4 protein-coding genes are annotated in these 14,848 nt (G+C 70.4%); all 4 read right to left on the reverse strand.

Annotated features, from left to right (window positions below; all coding sequences use genetic code 11):
* Position 1 precedes the first annotated feature (1 nt).
* The 4 genes from ABD987_RS28110 to ABD987_RS28125 all read right to left on the reverse strand — a co-directional run bounded on the left by ABD987_RS28110 (position 2) and on the right by ABD987_RS28125 (position 14,828).
* Positions 2 to 12,328 (reverse strand): WXG100-like domain-containing protein, encoded by a 12,327-nt coding sequence (locus ABD987_RS28110; RefSeq protein WP_345400234.1) that lies wholly within the window; start codon positions 12,326 to 12,328, stop codon positions 2 to 4.
* A complete protein-coding gene (locus ABD987_RS28115) occupies positions 12,328 to 12,660 on the reverse strand; it encodes a WXG100 family type VII secretion target (protein WP_345400237.1) in 333 nt (110 codons plus the stop codon). Before ABD987_RS28115 ends, ABD987_RS28110 begins: the two co-directional genes overlap by 1 nt.
* Positions 12,660 to 13,121 (reverse strand): YbaB/EbfC family nucleoid-associated protein, encoded by a 462-nt coding sequence (locus tag ABD987_RS28120; protein ID WP_345400240.1) that lies wholly within the window; start codon positions 13,119 to 13,121, stop codon positions 12,660 to 12,662. The genes ABD987_RS28115 and ABD987_RS28120 overlap by 1 nt, the downstream gene beginning before the upstream one ends.
* A 276-nt stretch (positions 13,122 to 13,397) precedes the next feature.
* Positions 13,398 to 14,828: a hypothetical protein gene (locus tag ABD987_RS28125; RefSeq protein ID WP_345400243.1), complete on the reverse strand. Its 1,431-nt coding sequence runs from the start codon at positions 14,826 to 14,828 to the stop codon at positions 13,398 to 13,400.
* Between the last annotated feature and the right edge of the window lie 20 nt (positions 14,829 to 14,848).

The following is a 14,848-nucleotide window of genomic DNA, read 5'->3' on the forward strand; positions in this document are numbered from 1 at the left end:
TTCACGCCCTGCCCTTCGGCCGCGTGATCGACGGCGGCGGGGTGATCCGCACGTCGTCCTCGTCCTCTTCTTCGTGCGTCGCGCTGCTGGCGTTCGCCGCGAGCTTCAGCGCCTCCACAGTGGACAGTTCATGCCATGGCCGCGCCACGTCTTCGGCTTCGCGGGGCAGTTCGCGATCGGCCGGTGCTTCCGGTTCGGTGGCGGACCGCGCTGCGGGGGTGGGCTGTTCTGCGGGGGTGGATTGCCCTGCGGGGGCGGACCGCGCCGCCGGTGGTTGTCCGGGCAGAGGCAGCTTCAGTCGTTCGGCCTCGGCCTGGGGTACCAGGAAGTACACGCCGTCGGGCAGGGTCACCACGCGGTGCACGGACCCGGTGCCGAACCGGCGGTCGAGCACGTTTCCCTGCTCGCGCGACACCGAAAGGTCGTACCGGGCGGTCGCCCGGTACCGGTAGTGGGTGCCGCCGCCGGTCACGGTTTCCTCCCGGGTTCCGGTGCCGGTGGTCTGCGCGGCCGTGCTCTTCTTCGCGGTCGCGGCGGTGCCGGGGGTGCCGCCGGTGGTCCCGGGGCCGGTGGTGCCCTGCGCGGTCCCGCCGAGTGAAACGGTGCCCATCGTGGTGGCCTGGCTCGCGGTCCCGGTCTCGACGGCGATCTTCCTCGCCTGCTCGGTGGTCAGTTCCACCGTGCCGAGCAGCTCCGGCGCGACCACCTCGAGCCGCATCCCGAACCGGTAGCCGGTCGTGGTGGCCGCATCGTTGTCGACGACGGTCTGCCCGATCCCGTCGAGCAACCGCCCGAAGTTGCCGATCCGCAGGTCCTCGTCGGTGAACACGGCCGTCTTCTGCCCGCCGTGTCTCCCCTCGGCGACCAGCTTCGTGACGCCGTCGGCGCGGAAGACGGCGACCTCGTTCGCCGAATCGGTGATCAGGTGCCGCAGCGCGGCGGCCAGTTCGGGGCCGCCGGGCATCGCCTCCGCGAGCACTCGCGCACCACGCAGGTCGACGGCCCCGGGATGGCTCGCCACGGCACCCGCCGGCTCGGTGGTGGGGCAGAGCTCCTCGGGCACCAGCAGCGAGGCCGTGCCGTCGCGCAGGGTCGTGCCGTCCACCCGGTTGCCGTCGCGGAAGATCTCCACGACGTACTCGACCGGTACCTCGAACCGGACGGATCGCTCACCGCCCTTGATCTTGTCCGTGTTCTTGACCGTGTGGCCCGTGCTTTCGGTGCCGCCGGTCTGACGGCCGGCGAGCAGGCCACCCGAGGGCACCCCGCTGACCGCGGAGGCCGGGTCGGCCTGCACCTTCGGCGCCATCGCGTCGAGGGTGGCGGCGATGGTCGAGTTCGTGGTCTTCGAGGTGGCGTGCGCGGACGAACCCTCGGCCGTGCTGTCGACGGCGATCCGCTCCGGCCCCGCCGACCTCGCGTTAGCGGTGTCCAGCCTGGCCGCGACCCGGATCTCCAGCTGCCGCAGGCCCCGCCAGGTGGAGCGGTGCACGACCACCGACTGCCCGGTCGCCGCCGCCCGGCGCAGCGCGGCCTTGACGTCGCTCGGGGAGAACGCCGCCCGCAGCGCGGGGATCACGCCGGTCGGCGCCCCGGTGTCCCGCGAGTGCGGAGCGAACTCCGGCGCGTGCCGGGTCAGCAGGCGTTGTGCCTCGGGCAGGATCCGGGCGGCCGGGCTCACCTCGTCCACCGCGGCGTTGCCGAGTGACTTCCCGATGTGCTCGGGAAGATACCAGCGCTTGTCGTCCACAGTGGACGACACTGGCTCTGCGACAGGGAGGTTCGCCTTTTCCGCGCGGTCCTTCGGCATCCAGTACTCGACACCGTCCGGCACGGCGACCGGGATCCGGTGGGTCGCCGGATGGCCGCTCGCGCCGAGGCCGTCCTGCCAGGAGTACGCGGTCACCCAGTACACCGCGTCCGCCCGGTACTTCAGATGGGCTCCGGAACGCTTGATCGTCGAGGTGTTCTTCCCGCCGACGCTGTCCGTGGTGCCCTCTTCGCCGCCGACGCCCTTGCGCACGCCCACGGCCACACCCGCTCCGGCCTGCGCGTAGCCCTCGACGCCCCAGGACCTGCTGTGCCCGGACTCGGTGCTCACCGAGGAGGTGTGCTGCGTTTCCGAGGTGACGCCCTCGCCGTCGGCGACCAGTTTCGGGTGGCGCAACTCCAGTTCCACCCGCACGGCGTCGGTCCGCCGGTGCACCGTTCCCGGCGCGAGCAGCTGGAGGTCGAGGCCACCGTTCAGCATCCGGTCGAACCCGGCGTGCGCCACCGAGGTCGGCACCGTGAGCGGGGTCAGCCCGCGCCACGCGCCCACGCCCTCCCTGGTCACCGCGAGCGCCCGCGCGATCGCGGCGTTCACCTTGTCCACGTGGTCCAGCCGTCCGGGCAGCGCACTGCCCGGTGGCAGGCTGACCGCGCCGGTCGGGGACAGCGCGTTCGCGGCGGCGGGGATCGCGGCGAAGGCCGGGGGCAGGCAGTCCGGTTCGGGCAGCACCACGCGGACCGCGCCGGGAACGTAGCCGCCCTTCGCCCGGTTCCCCTCGGCCAGCGCGACTTCGAACGTGGCCGGGTAGTCCACCGCCACGCCGGGTCCGGCGTAGGTGAGCTTGTGCGTCGAGCCCGCCGCGACCGAGGTCGCGGAGCTGTCGGCGTCCTGCCACTTGGCCGCGCCGCCGAGGGTGAGCCCGGCGAGCAGGCCGGGTTTGCCGCGGTCCACGCCGACCCTGGCGGCGGCCTCCAGACCGACGCCCCGGTTGCTGCTCTTGGTGTCCTTGCTCTCCGCCGATCCCGTACTGCCGGTACTGCTCGCGATCTCGACGGTGCCGATCCGGCGGGCCGCCGAGGGTTCGCCGAGGTAGGCCTTGACGGTCAGGGTCAGGTCCCGCCCGTCGAGGGAGATCGGCACCCGCAGCCCTTCGCGCACCTGCTCGTAGGAGTCCCTCAGGTTCGCCGCGGACAGCGTCTCGGCGAGCCGCGCCTTCACGGTGCCGAGCCGTGCCGTCCGGTCCGCGAAGAACTCGTCGAGTAGCCCGGCCGCCCTTCCGGTGACGTGCTCCAGGCCCGTCACACTGTCCACTGCGGACAGTGCGGTCGGGGTGCCTCCGGTCGGCACGTCGGCCAGGACGAGCGGGGCGGCCTCCGGCGCGGTGGTGACGGTTTCGCCGCGCAGCGCGGCCTCGAACTCCGCGGCCTGCCACGACGGCACGCGGAGGTAGACCTGGCCTCGATGGGTTTCGCGGTGGTCCGGCCCGGTGCTTTCGACGGCGTACTCGGTGTCCACCCGGTACAACACGGTGTCGCCGTCGTATTTCAGCGTAGTCTTCGCCGCGCCTTCGATCGTGGCCGCGGTGGTGAGACTCCTGGACGGGCCCATAGAGGCGGACGCGGTGGCGGCGATCTTCACCTCTCCCGACGGGATCTTCACCCCGGGCGCGCCGTAGGAAAGCGCCACGCCGACCTCGGCGCCGAAGGCACCCGCCTGTGCCGTCTTGTCCTTGCGGGTGCTGCTCGCGCTCTGTTCCAGGGTGAGGTCGGAGGTCTCGACGCGCTGGAAATGCGTGGGCGTGGACCGTACGGCGACGCCGGTGGTGCCGTCTGTCGCGGTGAGCACGCCGCCGAGCAGGTGCCTGCCGTGCGTGGCCGGGGTGTCCACGGAAAACCGGCCGGTGATCGCCCGGTGCAGTGGTGATCCGGGCACGATCCCGGGCCGGTCCAGCAGCGCGTCCCGGATCGTGGTGAGACCACTGGCGTCCTCCACCACCCCGAAGACGCGGTGCACCGCCTCCGGGGCGGTGACGGCCTGACGGTCCGCGGTCACCGATACGGCCTCGCCCGGATAACGCACTCGCAGCGCCGACGGCAGTTCGGTGGTGCGGGTCCGGCCCCCGGCCGAGACGTCGAGCACGGCGTCCACGTCGAAACCCGTCTTCCCGGTGGCGGTAACGGTTTGCGCGGTCTCGGTGGTGTGGGTGGTGGCCTGCTGGCGGGTCCGCTCGTCGACCGGTTTCAGCGTGGGCTTGACGGTGAGGAAGTGCCCGTCCGCCACCGCCGAGGTCACCGCCACCGCGGCGGAGAGCGGATTGACGGTACCGGTGGCCGTCGTGGTGTCGACCGTGCTGACGGTGCCGGTCATGGCTGCCTTCGGCGTCGCGACATCGGTCGCGGCGGCCTCGGTTCCGGTGACCCGCAGGCGCACCCGCACCGGGGTGTCCCCGGCGGCGAGGTGCTCCCCGGCCAGCAGCCTGCGCATCGCCCCGGCCGGCCCGTGCCGCTCGACCAGGTCCGCGATCGCTTGGCGGGCCTGCTTTTCCCCGGCGAGTGGCAGGTCGTCGGTCACCGCGTCGGCCAGCGCGGCGGCGATGGCGTCCGGTTCGCTCACCGGGTGACCGAGAACCCGTTCGACCTGACCGGTCCCGAGCAGCCCCTGGCTCAGGTAGACCGGCGGTGTGCCGGAAGCGGACGTTCGCGACGTCGCGGTGACCGGCTCCGTGGGCGTCTCGACGACCGGTACCGGCGGCGTTTCGACGACCGGCTCCGGCGGCGCCTCGGTGACCGGTTCCGTCGAGGTTTCGACGACCGGTACCGGCAGCGTTTCGACGACCGGCTCACGCAGGGGCTTGGTAGCCCAGAAGTGGGCGGCCTTCCGCTCGTTCAAGGCGCGGACGAGAACCACCTCGTGGCCGTCGCCGACCGAGGTGACGGAACCGTCCTCGTTGACCACGGACAGCCGCACGCCGTACCGGTCGGCCGCGGCCTGCACGGCGAGGTCACCGGCGGCCGTGGTGTAGTAGCCGGAATCGGTCCGGATCGCCGTCGCCGCCTCGGCCGGTGTCATCGCGGTCCGCCCCTCGGCCGGGGTGAGCAGCAGCCGGTAGCGGTCCGCTTCGGGGCCGGTCGCGTGTTCCACGCGGTCGGCCACCTCCTGCCGGATCCGTTCCCAGCCCGGGTCGCCGAGCCGCTCGCCCGCGGTCGCCGCCAGCGCGTGGAAGAGACACCACCCGTCCGCCGGAACCCACCGTTCCCGGTGGCCGAGGCGGCCGAGTTCGGTGTGCTGCCGGTCGCTGAGTTCGTACCCCGTCTTCCCCGGTGCCGGGCGGGCGGGCGGAGGCGATCCCAGTTCCGGCGGGACCGGCACCGCGGATTCCGGACTGGTCAACAGCGTGTGACTCGCGTCGGGCAGGTGCACCTGGCTGGTCATCGTCTGCTCGATCCGCCACAGGTGCCGGGGCAGCAGCGTCGGCGAGTAGTGCACCCGCTGTCCCATCAGGCCGTCGTCCTCGATCACCGCGTTCAGCGGTTTCCGCCCGTCCGGCAACGGTTTGCCGTCGCTGTTGAAGATCCGCTTCCAGTCCCCGGTGTCCCGGTACTCGTCCGGGAGGCCGAAGTAGTGCGCGATCTCGTGCGCCAGCACGGTCGGCGAGGTTTCGGTACCCCACTCGACCTGGTTGGCGTTCTCGGTTTTGGTCAGTTTCACCGTGGTGTGCGCGTCGGTTTCGTCGGTGAACTCCACCCGGACGTGGAACTGGTCGCCCGAAGGCAGTCGATATCCCCTGTTCAGCAACGAAGACACGCCCGCGAGCGCCTTCGCCCGCGCGTCCGCCAACGCTGAGGGCGAGATCCCGTCGCCCGGCACCAGGCGCACCCTGAGCGTGTACTCCTGGACCCAGTGCCCGGGTTCGGCCTCCATCCGCCGCACGTCGTAGCGAACCAGACCAGGGATGAAGTCCGGTTTCTTCGGGGTGCTGGACCGGAGGATGTCCCGCGCCTCGTAGTCCACCGTGCGGACCGGGGCCCTGTCCCGCAGCGACTCCCACCGCGACGGTGGCAGCGGGTGCTTCGGTTCGGCCCAGTCCGCGGTGGCCGACTCGCTGTGCTGCCAATCGTTCCCGGGCTTGCTCGCGGACGGCTGGACGGAGCCCGTGGGTCCCGGTGGTGGCGCCGAGCGGGAAGCCGCCTGGGTCAGTTCCCTGATCTTCGCCTCAAGCGCCTTCGTGCTGGCAGCGGCGAGCTTGCCCACCTTTTTCTGAGCCTTCTCCGACAGAGTCAGCTTTTCGAGCGCCTGCTGGAACTCCTCTTGCTCGACCGGAGCCGTGCCGTCGTCGAGCAGTTTCGCGCGGATCCAACGATCGAGGACGAGTTCGGCGAACGCATTCAGATTCTCCTTCGCCGGGTACTCGTCATGGTATTTCTTCAGGTAATGCGCGACCTGGTCGGCCCACACGCCGCTGTTCGCGTGGTTCTGGGTGAGCCCGGACAACGCCGCGATCACCGCGCGTGCGCCGTCACCTTCGCCTACCTTCCCGGCAATGCGGCCACCGTCGGTGGTGATCGCCAGCCCGGGATCGAACAGCAGGGCCTTGCCCGGTTCGTCGAATCCCCGCTCCTGCTGGACGCTCTCCACCAGGGTCCGGCCCTCCAGGTACCCGCTGCCGAAGGTGGCCGTGAACCCGATCGAATTCGTCTCGTCCAGCCGGAGGAACAGGTTGGGCTCCGGGAAATAGACGGTGCGCGGGTCGACCTTCGCCATCGCCTTCCGGACCGCGAGATCGACCTCGGCGGTCATCCGGGCGGTTTTCTCCTTCCCTGTTCCCTCGGGGAGGGTGTAGCCACCGCTGACGATTTCCGGCAGCGCTTCAGCCTCCTTCAGCGTTTTCGACACCGCGTCGAACAACGGGCCATTCGGGGTGTTCAGGCTGTGCGCGTCGGCGTCACCGACATGCAGGTACACGTCCTTGACACCCTGGTCCCGGATTTGACCGACCAGTTCGACGGTTTCCGGGTCGCGCGCGAGCACTTCCCGGATGAGCCCGTACGGAATCGTCTTCTGGTCGATCGCGAAGCCCTTGTTCGCGATATCACGCTGCCACCAGCTGAAGCCGGAGACGACGATCGGAAAGGTGCCTTTCCGGTCCCATTCCTTGCGGAAGTCTTCGATCTTTCTGGTAAGTTCGGTCGCGGAAATATTTCCGGCGTAGCCGTTGATCCCGATCACCAGTGCGAATCTGCCCCGCCGCGACCGGTCGCTGCCGAACGCCTGCCGGTATCGCTCGGCGAGATCCATCAGGTTGATGTCACTGGTCGCCGGCACGGTGGCGACGAACCCGGTCGGCGGTGTTTCCGGATCCCGTTGCCCGAGTGCCGGTCCCATGCGGCGCGGCTCGACAATGGGCGTGACCCGGTAGTCCCGGAGCGGCTGGGCGAAACTCGGTGCCTCGGCGAAGCGCTCGTAGTACTTCGAGACATCCGGTGCGGTGACCTGTGCCGGAGCACTCGGCTGCTGACCGGTCTTGCCGGGATTCTTGCGTGGCGCCGACCGCGCCTGCGGGGTGTCCGGCTGCTGGGTCCAGACCAGCGGGTCGGCGTTCTCGGTGCCGTCCTTCGTCCCGTGCACGTAGTCGGCTGCCGGGAAGTCGTCCCGGAGCCGGGCGCGGACACTCTCCGGAACACCGACCTCGACCGCCCGCGCGTTCCTGATCTCGAAGGCGGAGATCGCCCGCACCGAGTTCCTGTCCACCTCCGTGACCAGGTCGAGCGTCGCGTGCCAGGCCGCCTCCCGCTGGGGCTCCGGCAGCCGGTTGATCGTCCGCGCGGCGGGCGCCAGGAACAGGTAACCCGGCCGCGCCGCGAGTTCACGGTGCAGGCTGGTCACCGCGCCCTTGACCGCGTCCAGCACGGTCTGCCGATCGAACGCGGGTCCCTTGGCAGCACCGCCGAGCCAGCTCTGCGAGGACTCGACGTGCACTACCGTGTCCGGCACCTGGGGGAACTGGTCCTTGGTGATGCCGAGCTGCTGGGCGAGTTCGGTGTAGGTGAACATGTGCGGACCGGTCCGGAAGATCGTGTCGTCCTTGACGTTCTCCTTCAGGTTGACCCGATGTTTCGTCGCCTCCGACGCGTTCTCCAGCCCGAACAGCTCCAGCTTGCTCTTGCCGAGGTTTCCGCCGATGAGGTCGAGGTACCGGCGCACCGCGGTGGTCCCGGCCGCGGCCACCAGCGCGGAGTTGGTGATCCGGCCGTGCCGGTCCCTGGACAACCCGAAACCCAGCTTGTCACCGGCGATCTGCTCGACATTGGCGGACAACGGGGATCGCGCGCCGGGCTCCGGAGGCTGGACGGTGTTGTCGCCGTCGGTGTAGACCCCGCCGAAGCGGTTCAGGATCTCCAGCCGGATCAGGTCGCTCGCGCTCGCCCACCCGGCCGGATTTCCCCTGGCACGCTCGGTGCGCACCTCGGCGTCGAACACCATCGGGTTCTGCGCGGTGAACACCTCGTCCAGGTTGACCAGGCGGACGTCGTGCTGCTCGGCCCAGTGCGCCATCTCGGCCACGTCGCGCTGGCGCGGAGTCCGGTCCTCTTCCCGGGTGTTCCGCGCCTGGTCGACGTCCTGCCGCGAAACATCGGTCCACACCACGAAGTCGAAATCCGGATTGTGCTGTGCCGACCGCGCGATGTTCTCCCGGAACTCCTGCCTCGCGCCGCCGTCGTCGAACAGCGCGCCGCCCATCCAGATGCTGTGCACCAGATGCGGGACCTTCTGGTGTTTGACGCCCCATCCGCTGGTCCGGCCGACCAGCGCCCCCTCGGTCACCCGGTCCCGGTGCTCGGTCAGCCGGCCGGGCCGCAAGGCCGACGACTCCGGTGCTGGGTTGAGCAGGTCCAGCTTCCGGAAGAAGTCGACGCGTTTCCCCGCGTGCAGCTTCGCGTAGTCGTACTCGCCGAGGAAGTCCGGCGCCTCGGGCGCCCGGCGCACGCCGAACGGGTCCTTGCCCAGCTTCGGGTGATCCGGCGTGGGCTGCTTGCCGAGGGTCGCGGTGAGCTGGTGCGCCGAGAACACCGGGCCGGTACTCGTCGTCGGCGGCGTGACGGGTGGCAGCGGGGCCGGGCGGGCGGCGGGCAGCACCGTGGGCGAGTACTGCCGGTGGTCCGCCGGGGCGACGGTCGGGTGATAGGGGACCGACCGGTTGGTGTCGGTGGCCGGCGGGAGCAGGCCGACCAGTTTCGCCGTTCGCTCCGACCAGATCCCGTAACCGGTGATTTGCCTGAGATCGGTGACCTGAGCCGGCGTCCGCTTGAGGCTCGGCGTCTGCCCGCCGGGCACGTCCGCCATGCCGCGCCACTCGAAGGTGACCGCGCGGCTCGGGTCGGCGGCCTTGGGCATCTTCCCGATCGCCTCGCCGGTCAGCGTGGAAACCAGGTCCTTGCCATGCTCGCGCACCTCGTCGAGAATATTTTCTATTTTGGACTGACCATTCAGGGAAAGGTGCTGTTTGGCCGCCTCCACCTTGGCGCCGAGGATGTCGTTGCCCTTCTTGAGGTCCGCGAGGAGATCGGTGATGGCCTGGTCCGGACGCGTCTTCCGCCCCTTGACTTCTTCCCGGACGACATCCTCGATCTGCTTGACCCACGGCGTGGAGTTATTGTCCAGTTTGGCGTTCGGGAACAGCACCGTGGCCGGATCCGCGATCGAGTCGAGCCAGGCGCGCGCGGTGACCCGGCTCGATTCCTTGAAATTGTCGGGGTACAACAGCTGGTTGTCCGAAACCTTGAGATTGTCCACATGCTGCTGCCACAATACCTTTTCCGGATCGGAAAGCTGCTGCCACAGGCCATGGAAATCGCGGCGGACCATGAAGTGGTGATAGGGTTTCTGCTGCACGGTGCCCATCTGCAACAAGCCGAAGCCCTGCTTGTCCAGGGTCAGGTACAGGTGCGCGAGGCTGGCCAGCCCTTTCACATTTCCCCTGGTGTCGCCGGGGATGTTGATGTGATCGAATTCGGCGATCCGCGCCTTGAGGTCGGCCTGCAGGTCGTGCTTCCCGGCCGTGGCCTCCCGACCGAAACCGGTGTCCGCGATTTCCTTGAGCACCTTGGGCAACGCGGCCAGCGAGCTGTCGAAGGTGGCCTGCGGACGCACCTGGAAGGCGATATCGATGGCTTCGTTCGGTTTGCCGACCTTGAGGGTTGGCTGATCGGGCCGGTCCGCGATCGGCCTCGGCTTCCCGTCGCTCTTGAGCTGATCCCGGTAGGCGTCCCACACCTTGGCGATATCGACCTGACCACCGTTCTTGACCAGCTGATCGGCGAGGATCGTGGTGAACCGGGTGATTCGGTCCAGCACGGCCTGGTGGTTGTGCGTGCCCACCGGCTGGGTCACGTACTCCAGCACGGTGGACTTGCCGATCGGTTCGCCATCGGTGCCCAGCCATTTCGTGGAGGCCTTGTCCCGGTTGTCGACGGTGAGCTCCCACAGCGTGTGGTCCTTGCCGTCGCTGCCCCGGACGACGTCCTTCAGCACGGTGGTCTTCGGCCTCGCGTCGCCGGTTCCGGTGTGCACCGAGAGGAAGGTCTGGAACTCGAGGCCGACCCCGGGCTTCGTCCAGTCCGGGGCGAGCGCGGCCAGTTCCTGGCTGGTGACGAGATCGACCGTCGGCGACGGTGTGTGCTGGACGGGCGCCAGGTCGGTGTTCGGGCTCGGCGGGACGGGGTGGGCCACCACCGTCGGCTGGTAGTGCCGGTCCGGGCCGAGCGTCGGCTGGTACCGGCGGCTGGTCTCCTGCGGTGACGGCGGGGCCGGGCGGCTCATCGGCGGTACCGGCCTCGGGGTTGACGTGTCCGATGTGGACGGAGTGAGCGACGGCGTGGCGCTGGCGGGCACTGGTACCGGAGTCGGCTGCGGCGCCGGGTGGCCGGGCTTCGGTTCGGCGGACACCGGCGGCGTGACCGTGGGCGCGGGCGTGGACGCCGCGAGCTGCGAGCCGTGCGGCGGGGTCTGCGGAGCGGCCTTGACCGGACCGTCCAGTGCCGGGATTCCCTGCGGGGCAGCGGTGTTCTGGTGCGCGGCGCTCGGCGAAGCGGGCGGGGTCGTGGGCGCGGGTTGCGCGCTGACCGGGGCCTGCGCTGCCGAAGCGGGCGTCGTGGTTGTCGAAGGCGGTGTGACTGCCTGCGTGGATTCCGCGTGCTGAGTACGGACCGGCTTCGGAGCCGGTTCGGTCTGCGGGTGTGTGGCCGCCGGGGACTGCGTGGACTGGTGGCTCGATGACGGCTGCACCGGCTGCTGCTTGACCTGAGTGGCCTGCTGATGCGTCTCGGGGTGTGTAACCGTCGGCTTCGGCTGCGCTTGCTCGGGCGTCACCGCGGGCTTGACCGGTTCCGTGGACACCGGCTGTGTCTTGGGCGACGCCGGTGCGGGCTCGGTCTTCGGAGAGGCCGGGCGCTCGGGGTGCTTCGGTGTCACCGAAGGCGTCGCGACCGGTTGCCCCTGCGCCGCCGGTGGCGTGGTGGTGTCCGCCTGCCCGACACTGTCCGATGTGGACCGCTGAGGCGACGGCACCGGATCCGGCTGCGCGCTCGCCGTTCGCGTGCCGGGATCCCTGGTCGGCTTCACGCCGGTTTCGGACACCGGCGAGTCGGTCATCGACGGCATCTTCGACAGGTCCAGTTTGTCGATACCTTCGATGTGCGCGTTGGCGATCTTGTTCTTACCCGCCTGGGTGCCGCCGCCCCGCTTCTTCCGCCCGCCGAACCCGTCGACAGCGCCCTCGATCGCGCCCGCGGAGGCGGCGGCCGGGTTGAGCCCGTTCCAGTTGCCCTGCACGACCCCGCTGACCTGCTCGGTCAGCCATTCGTGCAGGCCGCCCTTCGTCATCTCGCCCGCGATCGACCGGGAGAACTTCGGCGCGAACCTCTTCCCCGCCGCGCCGAGGCCGAACCCGATCACCCCGCCGATGGCACCGGCGATCGCGGCGCCCTTGGTCAGGTCGGCGTCCCATTTCGTGCGATCGCCCTTGAGCATCTGGATGCCCTGGATCGCCGCGTCCATCCCGACCTGGAAGACGATGCCGAACAGCACCGCCATGACCAGGTTCTTCAGCACGACCTGCACGGAGGTCCGGGCCGCGGCCTGCATCGCGGGAATGGTGGCGGTGGACGCGCCGAAGGTCCAGAACGCGTTCGCGAGCGCCCAGGCGATCTGCATCGCCAGCATGATCAGCGTCCCGACGATCATGTACTTGGCGTATTCGACCTGGAGCGCGGTCTCCCTGGCCAGGTCACCGAGCTGCTTCGCGGTGACCGCGACGTCGGGGACCTGCGCCTTGAACGCCTGGGTGAACTTCCGGAACTCCTCGGACGCGGTGCCCTGCAACGCGCTAAGCACCGCGGCGGTGACCGAGTCGACCTCGCCCTGTACCGCGGTGAGTTCCCTGGACGCCTCCTCCCAGGCGGTGGCCAGGACGCGGAGCTTGTCCTCGTCGCCCTCCGGCCACGCGTCACCGCCGACGATCTGCACCAGCCAGGTCAGCTCGGCGGGGATCTGCAGACTCATCAGGCCCCCTTGGCCCGTTTCGTCGCCTGCTCCACCGAGGCCACGGCGTTCCGCTCGGTGCGCTGGAAGCCCTTGGCCATGGTGTTCACCCCGTCCCCCATGCTGCGCACGACCTCCCCCATTTCCCGCATGGCCTGCAGGACGTCCTTGCCGTTCTTGTCGTAGTTCTTCTCGAACGCCTCGCCGGTGTCGTCGGCGCCCCAGCAGTTCCCCACCGAAACCGTGGCGTTGTGCAGGGCGTTGTAGATCCGGTCCAACCGGGCGGCCAGGTGCTCCGCGTCGCCCGCGGTCCTGCCCAGCCGCTCGGTGTCGACGCCGAACGGCCCGCTCATCACCACCACCGCTTTTCGCCGTCGGCCCGCTCGCGCCCGTCCCGTTCGTCCGTCTCCTGTGGACGGACGAACCGCGGATCGTCCTCGACCAGCCTGCGCACGTCCTCGGTCATCGGCGGGTGTTCCGGCACCACACCGGCGGCGAGGTCCCGGAACTCCGGGGGCACGTGCGGTTTCAGCACCGCCTCCATTTCCGCCGTCGCCCGCCGCCGCGCGTCGGCGATGGTGGTGAGCAGGACGGTGGCCAGCTCGGCGGGCGCCATCCGCCGGTAGGCCGGGGTAGGGAAGCCGAGCTCGCTGATCTCGCCCTGCGCGCCGACGGTCACCGTGACCGCGCGACCGGGTGCGGTGGCGGTCACCGAGATCTCCTCGATCTTGCGCCGCGTCTCGGCCAGTTCGTCGCGCTGCCGCCGGTAGTCGGCGAGCAGGTCACCGATCCGTTCGTCGTAGGACGAGGTCATGAAATCTCCTTGTGGGCGGGGAAAAGCTCACCTTGCGGACTCCAATGCGCCCCAATGTGGCGTTCGGTGCGTCCAACGCACCGAACGCCACATTCGCTGCATCCAGCGCACCGAACGCCACATTGGGTGCGTCCAACGCACCCAATGCCACATTGGGGCGCTTCGGCGGGCTGGTCACCGGAGCGGTCCGGCGCGGAGCCGTGGACCGGCCGGACGGACCTCGGCGGCGGGTGCGGGCCCGGCGGGTGCGGGACCCGAGGCGGACGGCGGTCCGCGCTAGCCGAGCCGTCCGATCACGCCCGGCGGGGCGTCCGGGTTGGCGCCCCACACGTCCTCGTCCTCCACCAGCCAGGTGGTCCGCTCCCGTTCCCGTTCGCCCTGACCGGCCGCGCCCGGCGCACCGGCGCCCATCGGCATCCCACCGGGGAGGGAGCCGCCCTTGCCGGTACCGGCGCCCGTCGTGCCGCCCTGCCCGGCACCACCGGCGGCACCGGCGGCTCCGGCTCCGTAGGGTTTGACACCACTGCCGCTCAGCGACGCTCCCCCGGCGCCGTACGGTTTGACGCCACCGGCGCCGCTGCCGCCACCACGCGGCATCGCACCGCCACCGGGATAGGGAGCCAGGCCGCCGCCCGAGGACTTGCCCCCGGGGTACGGACTCCCCGGCTTCCCGCCCGCGTACGGCGCCAGACCGCCCGGCATCCCACCGGAATAGGGCACCAAGCCGACGCCACCACCGGGACCGCCGCCACCGGGCAGGTACGGCGTGAGACCGGCACCGGGCGGTGGGGTCACTCCGCCGCCGGGGTAGGTCGCCGGGGCCGCACCGGCGAGGCCGGTGCCCGGGTCGTACGGATCCGGCTTGAGCCCGAGGTCACCGGGGCTCAGCGGGGCGGGCACGCCACCGGGATACGGACCGGGCCCGCCGGAACCGTCGGCGCCCGGATACGGGCTCGGCCCGCCCTGACCGTCGCCGCCGGGGAACGGGACGGGCCCGGTACCGGGGAAGTTCCCCGGGCTTCCGCCACCACCCGGCAGCGGGAACCGCGGCGGGGTGATCCCGTCGGGGCCACCGCCCGGTGGGGGCTTGACCTCGTCGGGCGACTTCGGCACCGGGGCGTCGAAGTCCCGGACCTTGACCGCGTACTCCCCGGCCAGCTCCTTGATCACCCTCCGCATGTCCTGGTCGAGCATCTTCACGACCTCGGGCTTCGCGGAGACCTGGATCAGCCCGTTCGCCATCTTCGGCGCGCCGAGCTTGACCGCCTGGACGGCGTACCACTGGTCGATCGCCTCGAGCTGGTACTGCGCGGCGTTCAGCTTGTTACCGGCGTCCACAATGGACAGCGGAAGCGACCCGGTGCCGCCGAACGGCGGCTTGTTCACCCGCTCGACGTGGGCGTCGAAGACCTTGCCGTAGTAGTCCATGGCATTGCGGAAGCCCTCCGCCGCGGGGCCCTTCCACGGGCCGTCCGGGCCCGCGATGGCCTTCGCGTGCACCTGCACGGTGTCCCGGCACAGCTCGAACACCCGTGCCAGCCTGGCGAACTTGTTCCCCGCGTCGAAGAAGGACCGGGGATCGGCGTTCGCCGTCCTCGCCGCCTCGCCGCCGTGCTCCTCGGAACCGCCGTTGACCGCCGCCTTGATCTGTTTCCATGTCCAGGAGCCGTAATCGTCCCCGGTGGGAACGTCCTTCGACTGCACCATTTTCTCGCGCCAATCCCGTT

The sequence above is a fragment of the Amycolatopsis samaneae genome (assembly GCF_039541975.1).
GTDB lineage: Bacteria > Actinomycetota > Actinomycetes > Mycobacteriales > Pseudonocardiaceae > Amycolatopsis > Amycolatopsis samaneae.